Here is a 17,243-nt window from a genome sequence, read left to right on the forward strand (position 1 = left end):
GGTGGCAAGCACTCCGCCAGGTTGCCACTCAAAAGGAGGGTCATTCTCCAGATCAAACCGGCATTGGCTCGATGACACGCCGCTTAGGCCCCTAGGATTCCCCTATCACCTCACCGGTCTCATTCGACAGGAACCTCATGAGCGACACTTCCGCCTCCCCATACGGCTTCGAGCAGGTGCGGCGTGGTTACGACCGCGGTCAGGTGGACGACCGCATTGCCAAGCTGCTCGCCGACCGTGACAGTGCTCTCGCCCGAATCACCTCTCTGGAAAAGCGCATCGAGGAGCTCCACCTCGAAACGCAGAACGCCCAGGCCCAGGTCAACGACGCCGAGCCGTCGTACGCCGGCCTCGGCGCCCGCGTAGAGAAGATCCTCCGCCTTGCCGAGGAGGAGGCGAAGGACCTGCGTGAGGAGGCCCGTCGCGCCGCCGAGCAGCACCGCGAGCTGGCCGAGTCGGCCGCCCAGCAGGTGCGCAACGACGCGGAGTCGTTCGCGGCCGAGCGCAAGGCGAAGGCCGAGGACGAGGGTGTCCGCATCGTCGAGAAGGCGAAGGGCGACTCCGCCCAGCTGCGTTCCGAGGCGCAGAAGGACGCGCAGTCCAAGCGCGAGGAGGCGGACGCGCTCTTCGAGGAGACCCGTGCCAAGGCCGCCCAGGCCGCGGCCGACTTCGAGACCAACCTGGCCAAGCGCCGCGAGCAGTCCGAGCGTGACCTCGCGTCGCGTCAGGCGAAGGCGGAGAAGCGTCTCGCGGAGATCGAGCACCGGGCGGAGCAGCTGCGCCTGGAGGCCGAGAAGCTGCGTACGGACGCGGAGCGCCGCGCCCGTCAGACGGTGGAGACGGCGCAGCGCCAGGCCGAGGACATCGTGGCCGACGCCAATGCCAAGGCCGACCGGATCCGCAGCGAGTCCGAGCGCGAGCTGGCGGCGCTCACCAACCGCCGCGACTCGATCAACGCCCAGCTGACCAACGTCCGCGAGATGCTGGCGACGCTGACCGGTGCGGCCGTGGCCGCCGCCGGTGCCCCGGCGGACGACGAGCCGATCTCCCGCGGAGTCCCGGCCCAGCAGTCCCGCTAGTACCCCTTCAGTACCCCCTGCCGTACCTCGCGTACGGTCTCGGAGCCCCTCGCCGCCCCTCCGGTGGCGGGGGGCTTTGTCCGCATTTAGCGTGGCGGGCATGATTGAGGTTTCCGGCCTGACGAAGCGGTACGGCGAGAAGGTCGCGGTCGACGGCCTGAACTTCCACGTGAGTCCCGGCATCGTCACCGGCTTCCTCGGCCCCAACGGCGCGGGCAAGTCCACCACGATGCGCATGATGCTGGATCTGGACCGCCCCACGGCGGGTCACGTACGGATCGACGGCAAGCGCTACACGGACCTCAGGGAGCCCCTGAAGTACGTGGGGGCACTCCTGGACGCCAAGGCCCTGCACGGCGGGCGCAGCGCGTACAACCACCTGCTGTGCCTGGCGCAGAGCAACGGCATCCCGGCGTCCCGGGTCGGTCAGGTGCTGGACACCGTCGGGCTCACGGCGGTCGCCAGGAAGCGCTCCAAGGGGTTCTCGCTGGGCATGGGCCAGCGCCTGGGCATCGCGGGCGCGCTGCTCGGCGACCCGGAGATCCTGATGTTCGACGAGCCGGTCAACGGGCTCGACCCCGAGGGCATCCACTGGATCCGCAATCTGATGAAGTCCCTCGCCGCCCAGGGCCGTACGGTCTTCGTCTCCTCGCACCTGATGAGCGAGATGGCGCTGACCGCCGACCATCTGGTGGTCATCGGGCAGGGCAGGCTGCTGGCGGACACGTCGATGGCCGAGTTCATCCGCACCAATTCACGGTCGTACGTACGGCTGCGCAGCCCGCAGCAGGAGCGGCTGCTGGACGTGCTGCACCAGGCCGGGATCACCGCGGTCACCGCGGGCAACGGGACCCTCGAAGTGGACGGGGCCGGGCCGGAGCAGCTCGGTGAGCTGGCCGCGCGGCACCAGGTCGTCCTGCACGAGCTGAGCCCGCAGCAGGCGTCGCTGGAGGAAGCGTTCATGCAGCTCACCGCCGAGTCGGTCGAGTACCACGCCCATGCGGAGCCGACCACGGGATGGCGGACCTGACATGCACGCCGCATACGTACTGAAGTCGGAATGGACCAAGATCAGGTCGGTCCGGTCCACCGGGATGACGCTCGCTCTTGCCGTGGTGTTCACCATCGGGCTCGGTTTTCTGATCAGTCTGCTGTCGAAGAGCGAGTTCCAGAAGATGAACGCGAAGGAGCTGCAGTTCGCGGATCCGGTGTTCACCAGTTTCGCGGGTACGAGTCTCGGCCAGCTCGCAATGATCGTTTTCGGTGTGATGGTGGTCGGCAACGAATACAGCACCGGAATGATCCGCACCTCGCTCGCGGCGGTGCCCCGGCGCGGCACTTTCCTCTTCAGCAAGATCGGAATTGCGACACTGCTCGCTTTCGTGGTCGCGCTGGCCACCAGCTTCGTGACGTTCTTCGTCGGGCAGGCGGCGCTCGGCCCTTACAAGGCGTCGATCGACGATACGGACGTGCTGCGGGCGGTCTTCGGCTGCGCGCTGTACATGACGCTGATCGCGGTGCTCGCGATGGGAGTCACCACGGTCCTGCGCTCGCCGATGCTCTCGCTCGGCATCCTGATGCCGCTCTTCTTCCTGCTCGCACCGATCCTGGGCAATGTGGAGGCCACCCGCAAGATCGGCCAGTTCCTCCCCGACCAGGCCGGCAGCAAGATCATGCAGGTGGTCGCGCCGGAGAACGACACCGCGCCGTACGGGCCGTGGGGCGGGCTCGGGATCATGGTGATCTGGGTCGCGGTCGCCCTGCTGGCGGGCTGGCTGGTGCTGAGGCAGCGGGACGCCTGAGCCCGCCGGGCGTCCCGCGCCTACCTGCCGAACAGTCGTTCTTGGCCGGAACCGCCCACCCCTGGTTAAGCTCCTAGTGCTTACGGGGGCGAAACAGATCGCTGTACCGCACGTGATCGTGGCCCCGACGATCTGTCGATGGGGCTCTGGAGAATGATCGAGGCAGTCGGCCTGACGAAGCGCTACGGCGCCAAGACGGCCGTGTACAACCTTTCCTTCCAGGTACGACCGGGTACGGTGACCGGCTTCCTGGGGCCCAACGGCTCGGGCAAATCCACCACCATGCGCATGATCCTCGGCCTGGACACGCCGACCGAGGGCCAGGTCACCATCGGCGGCCACCCCTTCCGCGAGCTGCCCAACGCCCCCCGCCAGGTCGGCGCCCTGCTCGACGCCAAGGCCGTGCACGGCGGGCGCAGCGCCCGCAACCACCTCCTGTCGCTCGCCCAGCTCTCCGGCATCCCGGCGAGCCGGGTCGACGAGGTGCTCGGTGTCGTCGGCCTCCAGGACGTGGCACGCCAGCGCTCCAACGGCTTCTCGCTCGGCATGGGCCAGCGGCTCGGCATCGCCGCCGCCCTGCTGGGCGACCCGCAGGTGCTGCTCTTCGACGAGCCGGTCAACGGCCTGGACCCCGAGGGCATCCTCTGGGTGCGCAACCTGATGAAGATGCTCGCCGCCGAGGGCCGTACGGTCTTCGTCTCCTCGCACCTGATGAGCGAGATGGCACTCACCGCCGAGCACCTGATCGTGATCGGGCGCGGCCAGTTGCTCGCCGACATGAGCGTCCGCGACTTCATCGCCGCCAACTCCGCCGGTTTCGCCCGGGTGCGCACCCCGCAGACCGACCCCGCCCAGCGCGAGAAGCTCTCCACGGTGCTCACCGAGGCGGGCGGCCAGGTGCTGCCCGAGCCGGACGGCGCGCTGCGCGTCACCGGCCTCGCGCTGCCCCGGATCTCCGACCTGGCGCACGAGGCGGACGTACGGCTGTGGGAGCTGGCGCCGCACCAGGCGTCGCTGGAGGAGGCGTACATGCGGATGACGCAGGCCGCCGTCGACTACCGCTCCACCGACGACCAGCTCGCCGGCTTCGAACAGGACCAGCCCGCCGGACTGCTGCCGGGACAGCCGCTGCCCGGTCAGCCGGTGCCCGCACCGGCCCCGCCGCAGCACGGCTGGTACGCCCCGCCGCCGCCCCAGCCCGGGCAGCCGCACCCCGGGGTGCCTCCGACGGCGGCGGCCCCCGGCCCCGTACCGGCGGATCAGAACCCGTACGCGGCTGCCACTCCCCCGGCGGCGCCCCCGGCCGCCCCCGCCGCCACCCCCCGCCTCACCAAGAGCGAAGACACCAGCAGCGACACCCCCGAGGACGCCCGATGACGACTCCCTCGACCCCCTACCAGCAGCAGGGCGCGCTCTCCGCGCCGCAGCAGCAGTGGGCGGGCCCGCAGCAGCACGGCGGCGGCCCCGGCTACGTCTCCCCCGTACCGCTGCGCCGCGCGACCCTGATGGACGCGCTCGCCTCCGAGTGGACCAAGATCCGCTCGGTGCGCTCCACGATCTGGACGCTCGGCGTGATGGTCGGCCTCGTCGTCGGCGTCGGCGCGCTCATCACCCTCGCCCTCAGCGGTACGTCGACGTCGGTCCCGGACGGCGAGTCACCGCTCACCCTCGGCTTCGTGGGCGTGATGCTCGGCATCATCCCGGTGATCACCCTCGGCGTGATGACCATCGCCTCCGAGTACGGCACGGGCATGATCCGCACCACCCTGACCGCCTGCCCCAGCCGGGGCCGGGTGCTGGCCGCGAAGGCGATCGTCTTCGCGCTGCTCAGCTTCGGGATCACGCTGGTGGCGACCGTGCTGGTCTCCGGCATGATGTCGGCCGTGCTCGGCGGCAGCACGGGCGGCACGCTGTGGCTGCGGGCGACCGTGGGAGTCAGTGCGTACGTCGCCCTGACCGGCCTGCTCTCGCTCGCCGTCGGCTCGCTCATCCGGCACTCGGCGGGCGCGATCACCATCATGATCGGCCTGGTGCTGATGCCCCTGGTGATGGCGCTGTTCATGATGTCGGAGTCGCTGCGCGACGTGCAGCTGTTCCTGCTGGAGTACTCGATCCCCAGTCAGCTCGGCGTCCTGTACGGCACGTCGATGACCGACAGCGGCCCCTCCGGCTGGGCGCCGCTGGGCATCATGGGCCTCCTGGTGGCGGTGTTCCTGGGACTGGCCTTCTTCGTCCAGAACAAGCGCGACGTCTGACCCTAGTAACGGGGTGCGTTACGGGACCGCTGCACCTGTGTGGTGCGGCGGTCCTTCGCGTTCCAGCACGCCTTGTGCCAGTGCCTGCGGTCGTCGACGCCGCCGTAGTCCGGCCAGGCCACCACGTGCGGGACGCCCGAGGGGATCTCCTGGTCACAGCCTGGGCAGCGGTAGCGCTTGCCCTGGGCACTCGCCCCGCTCACCTGCCGTACCAGCCACTCCTCCCCCCGCCAGGACTCCGTGTGCTGGAGTCCGTAGCGGTCCGGCGAGTCACCGCCGCCTCCGGTGTACGGGGTCGGACTGGCGCCGCCTCGGGGGCGGTTGTGGCGCGGGGACACGTAGCACCTCATGGGGCCGTACGGACTGTTTTCCCACAGCCTAGGCCCATCGGGGAGGGGTAGGCGTACCACTGAAGAAGGTACTCCGGTACCCCCGGGGCACCAGTAGCCGGAAAATCACAAGAACTTCGCGCGTGCCCGTGCCTTTGGCACTTGTCAGCCGTTATTGCCAGTGGGGGATCGCCGATTCGGAGCCTGAAGAAGGAGGCAGAGGGCGATGCACATTGGAGCTTTTGTACTGGCGGCCCAGTTCCCGGGTCAGGGGCAGGGGGAGACCCTGCACCGTGCGGTACGCACCGCGGAGGTCGCGGAGGAATCGGGCCTCGACTCGGTCTGGCTGGCCGAGCACCACTTCGTTCCCTACGGGGTCTGCCCGTCCGCGGTGACGCTCGCGGCGCTGCTGCTCGGCCGCACCCGCCGGATCAGGGTGGGTACGGCGGTGACGGTGCTGCCCACCGCCCACCCGGTCAACGTCGCGGAGCAGGCGGCCCTGCTGCACGTCACCTCGGGCGGCCGGTTCACGCTCGGCGTGGGGCGCGGCGGCCCGTGGGTCGACCTGGAGGTCTTCGGCAGCGGCCTGAAGGCGTACGAGGAGGGCTTCCCGGAATCCCTCGACCTGCTGCTGCGCTGGCTGCGCGAGGAGCGGGTGGCGGCCGACGGCGAGCGCTACCGGTTCCGCGAGGTCGCGGTCGTACCCCGGCCCGAGGAGCTGCTGGAAGGCACTCCCGGACCCGAGGTCGTCGTCGCGTGCACCTCGCCGAAGAGCGTGAAGCTGGCCGCCGAGCGGGGCCTGTCCATGCTGCTCGGCATGCACTGCGGGGACGAGGACAAGGCCGGCATGACCGCCCTGTGGCGCTCCCACGCCCGCGCCTGCGGTCGTACGGCGGCGGAGGTCGAGGCCGGTGCGCGCGGCCATGTCTCCGCCGGGGTCGCCCAGATCGCGGACACCACCGAGGACGCCCGCGAGGCCCTCACCAAGGCGATGCCCGGCTGGCTGAAGCAGGGGCTGGACGCACACGTCACGGTCGACGGCAGACACCGGGCGATGCGCGACCCGGTGGCGTACACGGAGAAGCTGTGCGACCTGCACCCGGTGGGGACACCGCAGTTGGCGGCCGACCGGCTGGCACGGACCGCGGAGCTGACCGGGATCACCCGCTTCTCACTGCTCACCGAGGGCTCGGGCGACCTCGCCTGCACCGAGGAGAACGTCCGGAGGATGGGTACGGAGGTCCGGTACCTGCTCACCTGAGGACGGCCGGGAAGAAGGGGTGGCTACCTGGGGAGCTGCCGCCCCGGCATCAATACACCTCCCGCGATACGGGAGCGGCAGCTACAGCCGTCAGCAGTCCCGCAGTTCCGGCGATTGGTTGAGCAGCTGGCCGCGGATCGAGGTGAAGCGGGCGAGCCGCTCGTCGACCGAGGAATCCAGCGGGAACACCGCTACGCGGTGGCAGTTCTGGAATGCGAGACGTACTCCGAAGTGACGCTCCAGCGAACCACGGATGGCGTCACTCGCCAGGGCCCGCAGCAGCTGGCCACGAGCCTGCTCGTCCGGCGGCGGCGTCTGGTTGTCGGCGAACTGTCCACCGTCGACCTTCAGCTGTGCCACCAACGAGCTGATCATCTCCCATGCGAAGGGCAGGGAGGTCCGGACGCAATCGACGAATTCCGCTTCGTCGACCTCGCCTCGCTCGGCCTGTTCCAACAGAGCCGGTGAGACGTCGAGCGACATGGGTTCTCCTCTCGCGACCCCGCACAGAGACGGGGTCTTCCGGGCAGGGCAGGAGAGCGGCGACGCAGCGTGCACGCGCGGCGACCTCCTGCATCCACGGTAAGCGCGGCGTCCGTACCGCGACAGGGGATTGCGCATACAACCGGCCATTGCCGAGGGGCGTACTGGCGCGGAGAAGGGGGTCGTACGGGGCGAATCGCGTGCACCCCGCCGAGTCGAGTAGCGTTGCTCCCCATGCGTCTCGTCATCGCCCGCTGCTCCGTGGACTACGCGGGCCGGCTCACCGCCCATCTGCCCTCCGCCCCCCGTCTGATCCTGGTGAAGGCGGACGGCAGCGTCTCCATTCACGCGGACGACAGGGCCTACAAGCCGCTCAACTGGATGTCCCCGCCCTGCACCCTCAAGGAGGGCACCGGCGACGACGCCGGTGTCTGGACCGTGATCAACAAGGCGGGCGAGAAACTGATCATCACGATGGAGGAAGTCCTCCACGACTCGTCCTACGAACTGGGCGTCGACCCCGGTCTCATCAAGGACGGCGTGGAAGCGCACCTCCAGGAACTGCTGGCCGACCGCATCGAAACGCTCGGTGAGGGTTACACGCTGATCCGCCGCGAGTACATGACGGCGATCGGCCCGGTCGACATCCTGTGCCGCGACGCGGACGGGGCGACGGTGGCCGTCGAGCTGAAGCGGCGCGGCGACATCGACGGTGTCGAGCAGCTGACCCGGTACCTCGAACTCCTCAACCGCGACCCGCACTTGGCGCCGGTCACCGGAGTCTTCGCCGCCCAGGAGATCAAGCCCCAGGCGCGCGTGCTGGCCACCGACCGGGGCATCCGCTGCGTGGTGCTGGACTACGACGCGATGCGCGGCATCGAGGACGACAAGCTCCGGCTCTTCTGAGCCGGGTACGCGACTGATCCGGGTACGCGACGAGGGCGGCGGCCCACCCTTGAACCGGGTGGGCCGCCGCCCTCTGTGCGTCAACTGCCTCAGGCCGTCGTGGTCCCCGTCGGCACCGGCTGCGAACTGGTCGGCTTGTCCGGGGAAGTGGGCGGCGAGTTCGGCGAGGTCGGCGGGTCGGGGTCCGGGTCCGGCTTGGTCGGCGGATCGGTCGGCTTCGTCGGCGGGTCCGTCGGTTTCGTCGGCGGATCGGTCGGCTTGGTCGGCGGGTCCGTCGGCTTGGTCGGCGGATCGGTCGGCTTCGTGGGCGGGTCCGTCGGCTTGGTCGGCGGGTCCGTCGGCTTGCCGCTCGTGGTGGGCGGCTTGGTCGGCCCGGTGGTCGGGTCGCTGGTGCCGGGGTCGCTCGACGACGACGCCGCCGGGTCCGGCGATCCGGTGTTCTTGCCCCGGCTGGTGCTGTCCGCGGCGGGTATACCGGCTTCGCCGGGGCCGTCGCTGCCACCGCCGGAGCCGTTGCCCTCGGAGCCGCCGGCCTTGTCGGCGTCCAGACCGCCCTTGCCGGAGTCCTGGTTGGCGGACTGCTCGGGGACGACCTTGTCGCCCTCGCCGCCCAGCTTGTTGCCGGTCGCACCGAGCGTGACCACGGTGCCCAGTACGGCGACGAGCAGTGCGCCCGCCCCCGCCGCGACCAGGTTCCGCCGGGCGCCACTGAGCATCGAACGGCGCGACGGCGGCGCCGAGGCGGCCCCCGCCCCGCTGGGCCGGGTCACCAACGGCTCGTCGGAGTCCGGCAGTTCGGGCAGCGAGAGGCCACCCATCGCGACCCCTGCGGGCGGCGAGGCGGACTCCTCGTACCGTGCGGCCGGCATCTCCTCGCCCGCCGACGAACGCTCGGTGAACGGGTCGTAGGGCGCCTCGAAGGGCGACCGCGACACCGTCGAGGAGGAGGAGTGCGCGCCCGCGGCGAATCCGCTCACGATCACGGGCCCCGGCGCCGAACCGCTGCGGTCCGTCACCAGCGCCAGCGCCCGACGCGCGGCCACCGTGCCCCGCTTGTCGGCGAGCGCACCGCGCAGCCCGATCGAGGTCTCCAACTCGGCGCGCGCCCGGTCCAGTTGACCGCCGCACAGCGCGACGATCCCCAGCTCGTGGTGGAAGTAGGCCTCTTCGCCCACCTCCCCCGCGACCCGGGACGCCTCCGCGCCGGTCCGCAGAGCCCGCTCCCAGGCGCCCCACTGCATCCCCGCGGCGAACGCGGGCGCTGCCGTACGGGCCAGCAGCACGGCGGCGCTCGGGTGGCCCGCCTCGGTCCCCGGCACCAGCACCGCGAGCGCGGCCAGCACGGCGTCCGACTCGGCGGCGATCCGCTCGGGCGTCACCGAGGGGTGCCCGGCCCACCAGGCGTAGTGCTGGGCCGCGTTCAGCGCCTGCTCGGCCGCGTCGTCGGCGTACCCCGCGTCATGCAGTTGTACGTCGGCCCCGGCGGCCAGCCGGTAGCGCGCCCCGGTCGGCGACAGCAGCCCGCACGCGAGCAGCTCGCCCAGCGCGGCGTCCGCGTGGGTGTCCCCCACCAGCGCCGGCAGGTGCGCCTGGTGCGGCACCTCGCCGCCGAGCGCCAGCGCGAACCGCAGCGTGGCCCGCGCGGACTCGCTCAGTCTGGCCGCGAGCGGCGCGACCGGAGCCATGCCCTCCGCGAGCGTCGGCAGCGGTACGTCGTGCCCGTCCTCGGCATCGAAGGGCGCGTCCAGCGGCGCCTCGGTGAAGTACCCGTACTCGTCGAAGGCCCCCGGATCGGCACGCAGCGCGTCCCGCTGCCGCAGCAGCGCACCAGCCTGCACGAAGCGCAGCGGCAGGCCCTCCGACTCGAACCAGAGGTCACCCGCCCAGTTGGCCTCCTCGTCGGTGAGCGGCCGGTCCACGGCCCGCTCCAGGAGCTCCAGCGAGGAACCCCGGCCGAGCCCGCCCAGCAGCACCTCTTCGAGGAGCCCGGCCGGCGACTCGGCGGCGACCTCGGGCGTCATGGAGATCAGGAACGCGCACTCGGGCGTCGCGTCCAGCATCTCCTGGAGCGCGCTCCCGCCGAACTCCAGGTCGTCCAGGACGACGACGGCACCGATCTCGTGCACGTACCGGTGCAGTTCGTCGGTGTCGGGCCGGTGCAGCGGCGCCCGGAAGACGGCCGCGAACAGGTCCTGCAGCAGCTCCGCCGACGTACGCCGACGGCCACAGAGCCGTACGACGCCGTCCGGCGCGAGGTCCGCGCAGTCCTCGGCGACGGCGTCGAGCAGTGCGGTGCGGCCCGATCCGCCTGACCCCACCAGCCGCACCGACCGGCCACGGGAGACCAGCGCCACCAGGCGCTCGCGCTCCTCCTGGCGTTCCAGGAGCGGCAGTTCGGGCAGGGCGGGCCCCGGAGGCAGCGGCGGTTTGGCCGCGCGCGCCAGTTCGGCGCGGTCGGCAGCCGGGTGCCGGACGGGCGCCCCGGGGCGCTCGCCGGGCGGGCAGGGCTCGATCTCGCTGCCGTCCACCGGGTTGATGGTCAGCAGGAAGTCGCCGGACGTGAGCTGAACGGTGCGGACGGGCGCGGGCGACGCGCTCGGTCCGAGATCACGGGTCAGTGGGTCGCGCTGGCGCGAACCCTCCCGCTCGTCGTGGTTGCCGTTGTTTTCCTGGCCGTACTCTTCGGGTCCCCGGTTCATCGGGTCCATGGTCAAAGCCCCCCAGATGCGTTGCGTGCTGACTGCCCCTCCCGGCCTTTCGCACGCTCGCTGTCGCTTCTGGTCCGGTGCCCGCCGACGTCGGTGCATCCATTAACCGGGCTCGTCAAGCGGCAGGCGACCGAACCCTAGACCTTCGCACATTATCTATGAGCACCGGGGGGAACGGGGTCTTCGGGACGTCACAGTCCTGTGTGGATTGAGCCGCGAAAAGACCCTTGCCGACGTCCCCCGGTGAGGTGCCCGGGTGGTCAGACCCGGGGCAGCGAATCCGCCGCCAGACCGCCCTCGATCGCCAGGATCCGGTGCAGCCGGGTCGCCACCAGCAGCCGCTGCATCTGCGGGGGCACACCGCGCAGCACCAGGCGTCGCCCGCACCGGCCGGCCCTGCGGTGGGCGCCCATGATGACGCCGAGTCCGGTGGCGTCCCAGGAGTCCAGCTCGGTCAGATCGAGCACCAGGTCGCCCGCGCCGTCGTCGACGGCCGTGTGCAGGACCGTACGGGCGTCCGCCGCGCTGCGGACATCGAGGCGGCCCCCGACGACCAGCTCGACGTGATCGCCCCTGATGTGCATGTGCGCTCCCCACGAGTGCTTGAGTTGTCTGCCTTCACACCTTCGAACCGGCCGTCCGGCAGTCAGTTGTCCCTCAACTGACGGCCGAAGGGCCGGAGAAGTTGCCGTCTGTGAGCGAATCGATGCGAAGTTCACCCCAGAGGGTGAACCCGATTCGATCTCCGCCACCCCACTCGATCAGTGCTTGTAGAAGCCCTGTCCGCTCTTGCGGCCGATGTCGCCCGCGTCGACCATGCGGCGCATCAGCTCCGGCGGTGCGAACTTCTCGTCCTGGGACTCGGTGTAGATGTTGCTCGTGGCGTGCAGCAGGATGTCGACGCCGGTCAGGTCGGCGGTGGCGAGCGGGCCCATGGCGTGGCCGAAGCCCAGCTTGCAGGCGATGTCGATGTCCTCGGCGCTGGCCACGCCCGACTCGTACAGCTTCGCCGCCTCGACGACGAGCGCGGAGATCAGCCGGGTCGTCACGAAGCCGGCCACGTCGCGGTTGACGACGATGCAGGTCTTGCCGACGGACTCGGCGAACTCGCGTGCGGTGGCGAGGGTTTCGTCGCTGGTCTTGTAGCCCCGGACGAGCTCGCAGAGCTGCATCATCGGCACCGGCGAGAAGAAGTGCGCGCCGACGACGCGCTCCGGGTGCTCCGTGGCGGCGGCGATCTTGGTGATCGGGATGGCGGAGGTGTTGGAGGCGAGCACCGCGTCCGGGCGCACGATCTTGTCCAGGGCGCGGAAGATCTCGTGCTTGACCTCCAGCTTCTCGAAGACGGCCTCGACGACGATGTCCGCGTCGGCGACGTCCTCCAGCCGCGTCGTCGTGGTGATCCGCGCGAGCGCGGCCTCGGCGTCCTCGGCCGACAGCTTGCCCTTGGCGACGAACCTGTCGTACGAAGCCTTGATGCCGTCGGTGCCCCGGGTCAGCGCCTCGTCGGTCACATCGCGCAGGACCACGTCCCAGCCCGCCTGCGCCGAGACCTGGGCGATGCCCGACCCCATGAGACCGGCACCGATGACGGCTAGCTTCCTGGCCACTGCACACTCCCCTTGACTGCTGCTCCGTCACCAACGGCCGGTGACCGCGTAATCGTTGTCCTGTGCCGGAGGCTATCGCCGGATCAGCCCCTGGGGGCGGCGAAGAGATGCGCGTCACGTCTCACATGACGGACATCACACTGGTACGAGTGACGGCGGGCACAGCGGCGGCGAACGCCTAGGCTCGTGGCATGGTCAATCTGACGCGCATCTACACCCGTACCGGCGACAAGGGCACCACGGCTCTCGGTGACATGAGCCGTACCGCCAAGACCGATCTGCGGATCTCGGCGTACGCGGACGCCAACGAGGCCAATGCGGTCATCGGGACGGCGATCGCCCTGGGCAACCTCGACGAGGACGTGGTGAAGGTCCTCACCCGGATCCAGAACGACCTGTTCGACGTGGGCGCGGACCTGTCCACCCCGGTCGTCGAGGACCCCAAGTACCCGCCGCTGCGCGTCGAGCAGTCGTACATCGACAAGCTGGAGTCCGACTGCGACAGCTATCTGGCGGAGCTGGAGAAGCTGCGTTCCTTCATCCTCCCGGCGGGCACGCCGGGCGCGGCCCTGCTGCACCAGGCGTGCACGGTGGTACGGCGCGCGGAGCGCTCGACGTGGGCGGCCTTCGAGGTGCACGGCGACACCATGAACCCGCTGACCGCCACGTATCTGAACCGGCTGTCCGACCTGCTCTTCATCCTTGCCAGGACGGCCAACAAGTCGGTGGGCGACGTCCTGTGGGTGCCGGGCGGCGAGCGCTGAGCCAGGGCGTGTCCTGGGCCGGTCTCACTTCCTGAGCGACGGTCCGGCCGGCTCCGAGGGTGCGGCGCTCTGCCGGTCCGCTCCGGGGCCGGCCGTCGTCGCTTCGGCCTCCGGGCGCTGCTCCGCGTCCGCGTTCGGGTCGACCTTGGGGTGCACGGTGTAGCTGATCGCGATGATCAGGTTGATCAGGGCCACGATGCCCGCCGTGTTCTGCCAGCTCTTCAGCGAGCTCACCTGGCCGGCGTCGCCCACATAGAGCACCGCGAGCTGGAGCAGCCCCGCCGCGATGCCGCAGGCCAGGATCCAGCGGGCGGCGGTCCTCCACTCGTGGATCATGCGCGGCTTGCCGTACTTCGGTGCCTTCACCGGCGGCGGGCCGCCCGCGAACCGGTGGGCGAACCGTACGTCGATCAGCTTTATCGTGTGATGGCCCATGGCCACCGTGAAGCCGATGTAGGCCGCCGCCAGACCGTGCTTCCAGTCCGCCTGGGCACCGTTCTTCAGGTCGATCGCGGTCACCGCGAGCAGCAGCACCTCAAGCAGCGGTTCGCACAGCAGCACCGCGGCTCCCAGCCGGGGCATCTTCGCCAGATAGCGCAGCGCGAGCCCGGCGACGAGCAGGACCCAGAAACCGACCTCGCACGCAATGATCAATCCGACGACCATGACCAGCACACCTCCCGTTAGTACCCCCAAGGATCACAGCCCGGATCTCCCCCGGCATCGTCCCTAGTGACGAAACCGCTGTGCACCCTTCGAAGGAGAGACCGGGCCTCCCGGCGGGGCAGTTGGGGCCCGCTCGACCGTGGCTCGGCGCGCGCCAGGGGATTCGCCTTCTCTGGTCCAGACCTCTTGACGATTGGTCCAGACCTTGGCACGCTCGCGGCACTGCAGTGGTGAGCACGCCATGACAATGCCTCCCCGGTTTCCGGGCGTGCTCACCTGGCGGCGCAGGTCCCATCCCCGTCATGTCGGACCTCTCTCTCGGGAGCAACCCTTGAGTACTGCAACCCCCCTTAGTCCCCCACGCCCCTCGCGCTTGAGAAGGCGCCTGACGGCCACGCTCACCGCGCTCGCCCTTCCCCTCGCCGCGATGGTCGGCCTCGCCTCCCCCGCAGAGGCCGCCCCCGCCGCGACGGCGACGTACACCAAGAAGTCCGACTGGGGCACCGGCTTCGAGGGCTCCTGGACCGTCAAGAACACCGGTACCACCACCCTTTCCTCGTGGACCGTGGAGTGGGACTTCCCCACCGGCACCAAGGCGGGCTCCGCCTGGGACGCCTCCCTCACCTCCACCGGCAACCACTACACCGCCAAGAACCTCTCCTGGAACGGCACCCTGGCCCCCGGTGCCGCCGTGACCTTCGGCTTCAACGGCACCGGCTCCGGCAACCCGACCGGCTGCAAGCTCAACGGAGCCTCCTGCGACGGCGGTTCACAGCCCGGTGACGCCGCCCCCAGCGCCCCCGGCACCCCGGTCGCCAGTGACATCACCGACACCTCGGCCAAGCTGACCTGGACCGCCGCCACCGACGACAAGGGCATCAAGAACTACGACGTCCTGCGCGACGGCGCCAAGGTCGCCACCGTCACCGGCCTCACGTACACCGACAACTCCCTCACCAAGGGCACCAGTTACTCGTACGCGATCCAGGCCCGCGACACCGCCGACCAGACGGGCCCGGCCAGCGGCTCCGTCGCGGTCAAGACCACTGGCGGCGGCACCGACCCGGGCCCCGGACCCGGCGACCAGGTGAAGCTCGGCTACTTCACCAACTGGGGCGTCTACGGGCGCAATTACCACGTCAAGAACCTGGTCACCTCCGGCTCCGCAGCGAAGATCACGCACATCAACTACGCCTTCGGCAACGTCCAGGGCGGCAAGTGCACCATCGGTGACGCCTTCGCCGACTACGACAAGGCCTACACCGCCGACCAGTCCGTCGACGGCGTCGCCGACACCTGGGACCAGCCGCTGCGCGGCAACTTCAACCAGCTGCGCAAGCTCAAGGCCAAGTACCCGCACATCAAGGTGATCTGGTCGTTCGGCGGCTGGACCTGGTCCGGCGGCTTCGGCCAGGCGGCGCAGAACCCGGCCGCGTTCGCCGACTCCTGCTACAAGCTGGTCGAGGACCCGCGCTGGGCCGACGTCTTCGACGGCATCGACATCGACTGGGAGTACCCGAACGCCTGCGGCCTGACCTGCGACACCAGCGGTCCCGCCGCACTCGGCAACCTGGCCTCCGCACTGCGCACCAAGTTCGGTGCCAACAACCTGGTCACCGCCGCCATCACCGCCGACGCCTCGGACGGCGGCAAGATCGACGCCGCCGACTACGCCACGGCCGCCAAGTCCTTCGACTGGTACAACGTGATGACGTACGACTTCTTCGGCGCCTGGGCGGCCAAGGGCCCGACGGCCCCGCACTCCCCGCTCACCTCCTACCCGGGCATCCCGCAGGCCGGCTTCAACTCCGCCGACGCCATCGCCAAGCTGAAGGCCAAGGGCGTTCCGGCCAAGAAGCTGCTGCTCGGCATCGGCTTCTACGGCCGCGGCTGGACCGGCGTCACCCAGAAGGAGCCGGGCGGCACCGCCACGGGTCCGGCCGCAGGAACGTACGAGCAGGGCATCGAGGACTACAAGGTCCTCAAGAACAGCTGCCCCTCCAACGGCACCGTCGCCGGCACCGCCTACGCCCACTGCGGCACCAACTGGTGGAGCTACGACACCCCGGCCACCATCAACTCCAAGATGGCCTGGTCGAAGGCCCAGGGCCTGGGCGGCGCCTTCTTCTGGGAGTTCAGCGGTGACACCGCCAACGGCGAGCTGGTCACGGCCATCGACTCCGGCCTGAAGTAGGCCCCGTAGGACAGCCCCTCAAGGCAGAAGGCCGGGAAGTCGGGTCCGCCCCCGACTTCCCGGCCTTCGTACGTCCGGTTCACCGACCGCTAAGCCACGTTCACCCGCTGGCCGGGCGGCGCCGCCTCCAGCCACGCCAGGAAACCGGTCAGCGCGTCCTCGCTCATCGCCAGCTCCAGACGCGTACCCCGGTGGACACAGCCCAGGATGTGCGCGTCGGACAGCAGCGCCAGCTCCTCCTCGCCCTCGGGCGAGCGGCGGGTGACGACCTCGATGGCCGAACGCTCCAGGACCCGGCGCGGCTTGGGCGCGTACGAGAAGACCCGGAACCAGGCGATCCGGTCGCCGCTGTAGCGGGCGACGCCGTAGACCCACCCCTTGCCGGACGTGTCCAGCTCCTCGGTGGTGTCCCAGCGCAGGGAACAGTCGAAGGTGCCGCCGGAGCGCTGGATCAGCCTCCTGCGCAGTCCGAAGACGAAGAGTCCCACCAGCACCAGCAGGACGACAGAGCCGCACACAAGCAGAGCGAGGATCATCTCCTACGACCTCCTCGCCTCATCCAGTACCACTACGGAAAAGCACTTCAGAACTGCAACAGCACCTGCACCTGCACCCGCACCTGCATCGCCTCAGCCGCGACCCGTCCCGGAAGTATCCAGTACGAGCCGCGGCTGAGGTTAATTCTCGTGTCGTGCGGCGGGACTCAGTGTCCCGCCACCGCACGCAGACGGACGTCGGCGCGACGCTCGGCAGCCGCGTCCGCGGCCTCCTTCGCGCGCTCCAGCGCCCGCTCCGCACGGGCCTGGTCGATCTCGTCGGCCAGCTCGGCGATCTCCGCGAGCAGAGACAGCTTGTTGTCGGCGAACGAGATGAAACCGCCGTGGACGGCGGCGACGACGGTGTCGCCCTCACTCGTACGGATGGTCACGGGGCCCGATTCCAGCACACCCAGAAGCGGCTGGTGACCGGGCATGACGCCGATGTCGCCGGACGTGGTGCGCGCGACGACCAGGGTGGCCTCGCCGGACCAGACGTTGCGGTCCGCAGCGACCAGCTCGACGTGCAGCTCAGCAGCCAAGGGTGGCTCCTCGGGTCACCACCCGGCACTGCTGCCGGGTGTTGGGTCAAAGTCTAGGGGGTGTACGGGAGAGGGGCGGGCGGGCCCGCCCCTCTCACACGTACGGCA

At 70.1% G+C, this 17,243-nt stretch carries 17 protein-coding genes; 9 read left to right on the forward strand and 8 right to left on the reverse strand.

The window, feature by feature from the left end:
* Nucleotides 1-137: 137 nt before the first annotated feature.
* From ACZ5PB_RS33015 to ACZ5PB_RS33035, 5 genes are all read left to right on the forward strand, one after another.
* Complete coding sequence (locus ACZ5PB_RS33015; RefSeq protein WP_398421386.1) at nucleotides 138-1,079, forward strand: cellulose-binding protein; 942 nt, start codon at nucleotides 138-140, stop codon at nucleotides 1,077-1,079.
* Nucleotides 1,080-1,179: 100 nt separating this feature from the next.
* On the forward strand, nucleotides 1,180-2,109 hold the full coding sequence (locus ACZ5PB_RS33020; RefSeq protein ID WP_468696298.1) for an ABC transporter ATP-binding protein: 930 nt from the start codon (nucleotides 1,180-1,182) through the stop codon (nucleotides 2,107-2,109).
* Between the two features lies 1 nt (nucleotide 2,110).
* On the forward strand, nucleotides 2,111-2,881 hold the full coding sequence (locus tag ACZ5PB_RS33025) for an ABC transporter permease (RefSeq protein WP_468696300.1): 771 nt from the start codon (nucleotides 2,111-2,113) through the stop codon (nucleotides 2,879-2,881).
* Nucleotides 2,882-3,034: 153 nt separating this feature from the next.
* Nucleotides 3,035-4,258, forward strand: a complete 1,224-nt coding sequence (locus tag ACZ5PB_RS33030; protein WP_468696397.1) for an ATP-binding cassette domain-containing protein — start codon at nucleotides 3,035-3,037, stop codon at nucleotides 4,256-4,258.
* Nucleotides 4,255-5,136 (forward strand): ABC transporter permease subunit, encoded by an 882-nt coding sequence (locus ACZ5PB_RS33035; RefSeq protein WP_468696302.1) that lies wholly within the window; start codon nucleotides 4,255-4,257, stop codon nucleotides 5,134-5,136. The genes ACZ5PB_RS33030 and ACZ5PB_RS33035 overlap by 4 nt, the downstream gene beginning before the upstream one ends.
* 2 nt (nucleotides 5,137-5,138) lie before the next feature.
* On the opposite strand, the gene ACZ5PB_RS33040 is transcribed toward ACZ5PB_RS33035, so the two are convergent.
* Nucleotides 5,139-5,474, reverse strand: coding sequence for an ATP/GTP-binding protein (locus tag ACZ5PB_RS33040; RefSeq protein ID WP_468696303.1), 336 nt, complete (start codon nucleotides 5,472-5,474; stop codon nucleotides 5,139-5,141).
* Between the two features lie 217 nt (nucleotides 5,475-5,691).
* Here ACZ5PB_RS33040 and ACZ5PB_RS33045 point away from each other — a divergent pair, with 217 nt between their 5' ends.
* Nucleotides 5,692-6,726, forward strand: a complete 1,035-nt coding sequence (locus ACZ5PB_RS33045) for an LLM class flavin-dependent oxidoreductase (RefSeq protein WP_468696304.1) — start codon at nucleotides 5,692-5,694, stop codon at nucleotides 6,724-6,726.
* A 90-nt stretch (nucleotides 6,727-6,816) separates the two neighbouring features.
* Here ACZ5PB_RS33045 and ACZ5PB_RS33050 read toward each other — a convergent pair whose 3' ends face one another.
* Nucleotides 6,817-7,209 (reverse strand): SCO5389 family protein, encoded by a 393-nt coding sequence (locus ACZ5PB_RS33050; RefSeq protein ID WP_384351984.1) that lies wholly within the window; start codon nucleotides 7,207-7,209, stop codon nucleotides 6,817-6,819.
* Between the two features lie 234 nt (nucleotides 7,210-7,443).
* Here ACZ5PB_RS33050 and nucS point away from each other — a divergent pair, with 234 nt between their 5' ends.
* Nucleotides 7,444-8,115, forward strand: a complete 672-nt coding sequence (gene nucS / locus ACZ5PB_RS33055; protein WP_468696306.1) for an endonuclease NucS — start codon at nucleotides 7,444-7,446, stop codon at nucleotides 8,113-8,115.
* Between the two features lie 89 nt (nucleotides 8,116-8,204).
* On the opposite strand, the gene ACZ5PB_RS33060 is transcribed toward nucS, so the two are convergent.
* The 3 genes from ACZ5PB_RS33060 to ACZ5PB_RS33070 all read right to left on the reverse strand — a co-directional run bounded on the left by ACZ5PB_RS33060 (nucleotide 8,205) and on the right by ACZ5PB_RS33070 (nucleotide 12,433).
* Nucleotides 8,205-10,823: an ATP-binding protein gene (locus tag ACZ5PB_RS33060; protein WP_468696308.1), complete on the reverse strand. Its 2,619-nt coding sequence runs from the start codon at nucleotides 10,821-10,823 to the stop codon at nucleotides 8,205-8,207.
* 260 nt (nucleotides 10,824-11,083) lie between these two features.
* Nucleotides 11,084-11,407, reverse strand: a complete 324-nt coding sequence (locus ACZ5PB_RS33065) for an STAS domain-containing protein (protein WP_468696309.1) — start codon at nucleotides 11,405-11,407, stop codon at nucleotides 11,084-11,086.
* 177 nt (nucleotides 11,408-11,584) lie between these two features.
* A complete protein-coding gene (locus tag ACZ5PB_RS33070; RefSeq protein ID WP_468696311.1) occupies nucleotides 11,585-12,433 on the reverse strand; it encodes a 3-hydroxyacyl-CoA dehydrogenase family protein in 849 nt (282 codons plus the stop codon).
* Between the two features lie 191 nt (nucleotides 12,434-12,624).
* Between ACZ5PB_RS33070 and ACZ5PB_RS33075 the strand changes: the two genes are divergently transcribed.
* Nucleotides 12,625-13,197, forward strand: a complete 573-nt coding sequence (locus tag ACZ5PB_RS33075; protein WP_468696312.1) for a cob(I)yrinic acid a,c-diamide adenosyltransferase — start codon at nucleotides 12,625-12,627, stop codon at nucleotides 13,195-13,197.
* 24 nt (nucleotides 13,198-13,221) lie between these two features.
* Here ACZ5PB_RS33075 and ACZ5PB_RS33080 read toward each other — a convergent pair whose 3' ends face one another.
* On the reverse strand, nucleotides 13,222-13,863 hold the full coding sequence (locus ACZ5PB_RS33080) for a hypothetical protein (protein WP_468696314.1): 642 nt from the start codon (nucleotides 13,861-13,863) through the stop codon (nucleotides 13,222-13,224).
* Between the two features lie 331 nt (nucleotides 13,864-14,194).
* Between ACZ5PB_RS33080 and ACZ5PB_RS33085 the strand changes: the two genes are divergently transcribed.
* Nucleotides 14,195-16,057 carry a glycosyl hydrolase family 18 protein gene (locus ACZ5PB_RS33085; RefSeq protein WP_468696316.1) on the forward strand — a complete coding sequence of 621 codons (1,863 nt, stop codon included), beginning with the start codon at nucleotides 14,195-14,197 and terminating at the stop codon, nucleotides 16,055-16,057.
* 89 nt (nucleotides 16,058-16,146) lie between these two features.
* Here ACZ5PB_RS33085 and ACZ5PB_RS33090 read toward each other — a convergent pair whose 3' ends face one another.
* Together ACZ5PB_RS33090 and ACZ5PB_RS33095 are read right to left on the reverse strand one after the other, a co-directional pair.
* On the reverse strand, nucleotides 16,147-16,593 hold the full coding sequence (locus tag ACZ5PB_RS33090) for a DUF2550 domain-containing protein (protein WP_468696318.1): 447 nt from the start codon (nucleotides 16,591-16,593) through the stop codon (nucleotides 16,147-16,149).
* A 167-nt stretch (nucleotides 16,594-16,760) separates the two neighbouring features.
* Complete coding sequence (locus ACZ5PB_RS33095) at nucleotides 16,761-17,135, reverse strand: F0F1 ATP synthase subunit epsilon (protein WP_468696319.1); 375 nt, start codon at nucleotides 17,133-17,135, stop codon at nucleotides 16,761-16,763.
* Nucleotides 17,136-17,243 lie beyond the last annotated feature (108 nt).

The organism is Streptomyces sp. NPDC032721, from assembly GCF_055579625.1.

What these genes read in the sequence shown, in the direction of transcription:
- ACZ5PB_RS33025 (WP_468696300.1), top strand. Translation starts at nt 2,111, where the DNA reads ATGCACGCCGCATACGTACTGAAGTCGGAATGGACCAAGATCAGGTCG.
- ACZ5PB_RS33035 (WP_468696302.1), top strand. Translation starts at nt 4,255, where the DNA reads ATGACGACTCCCTCGACCCCCTACCAGCAGCAGGGCGCGCTCTCCGCG.
- ACZ5PB_RS33090 (WP_468696318.1), bottom strand. Translation starts at nt 16,593, where the DNA reads ATGATCCTCGCTCTGCTTGTGTGCGGCTCTGTCGTCCTGCTGGTGCTG.
- ACZ5PB_RS33065 (WP_468696309.1), bottom strand. Translation starts at nt 11,407, where the DNA reads ATGCACATCAGGGGCGATCACGTCGAGCTGGTCGTCGGGGGCCGCCTC.
- ACZ5PB_RS33020 (WP_468696298.1), top strand. Translation starts at nt 1,180, where the DNA reads ATGATTGAGGTTTCCGGCCTGACGAAGCGGTACGGCGAGAAGGTCGCG.
- ACZ5PB_RS33030 (WP_468696397.1), top strand. Translation starts at nt 3,035, where the DNA reads ATGATCGAGGCAGTCGGCCTGACGAAGCGCTACGGCGCCAAGACGGCC.
- ACZ5PB_RS33015 (WP_398421386.1), top strand. Translation starts at nt 138, where the DNA reads ATGAGCGACACTTCCGCCTCCCCATACGGCTTCGAGCAGGTGCGGCGT.
- ACZ5PB_RS33045 (WP_468696304.1), top strand. Translation starts at nt 5,692, where the DNA reads ATGCACATTGGAGCTTTTGTACTGGCGGCCCAGTTCCCGGGTCAGGGG.
- ACZ5PB_RS33060 (WP_468696308.1), bottom strand. Translation starts at nt 10,823, where the DNA reads ATGGACCCGATGAACCGGGGACCCGAAGAGTACGGCCAGGAAAACAAC.
- ACZ5PB_RS33080 (WP_468696314.1), bottom strand. Translation starts at nt 13,863, where the DNA reads ATGGTCGTCGGATTGATCATTGCGTGCGAGGTCGGTTTCTGGGTCCTG.
- nucS (WP_468696306.1), top strand. Translation starts at nt 7,444, where the DNA reads ATGCGTCTCGTCATCGCCCGCTGCTCCGTGGACTACGCGGGCCGGCTC.
- ACZ5PB_RS33075 (WP_468696312.1), top strand. Translation starts at nt 12,625, where the DNA reads ATGGTCAATCTGACGCGCATCTACACCCGTACCGGCGACAAGGGCACC.
- ACZ5PB_RS33050 (WP_384351984.1), bottom strand. Translation starts at nt 7,209, where the DNA reads ATGTCGCTCGACGTCTCACCGGCTCTGTTGGAACAGGCCGAGCGAGGC.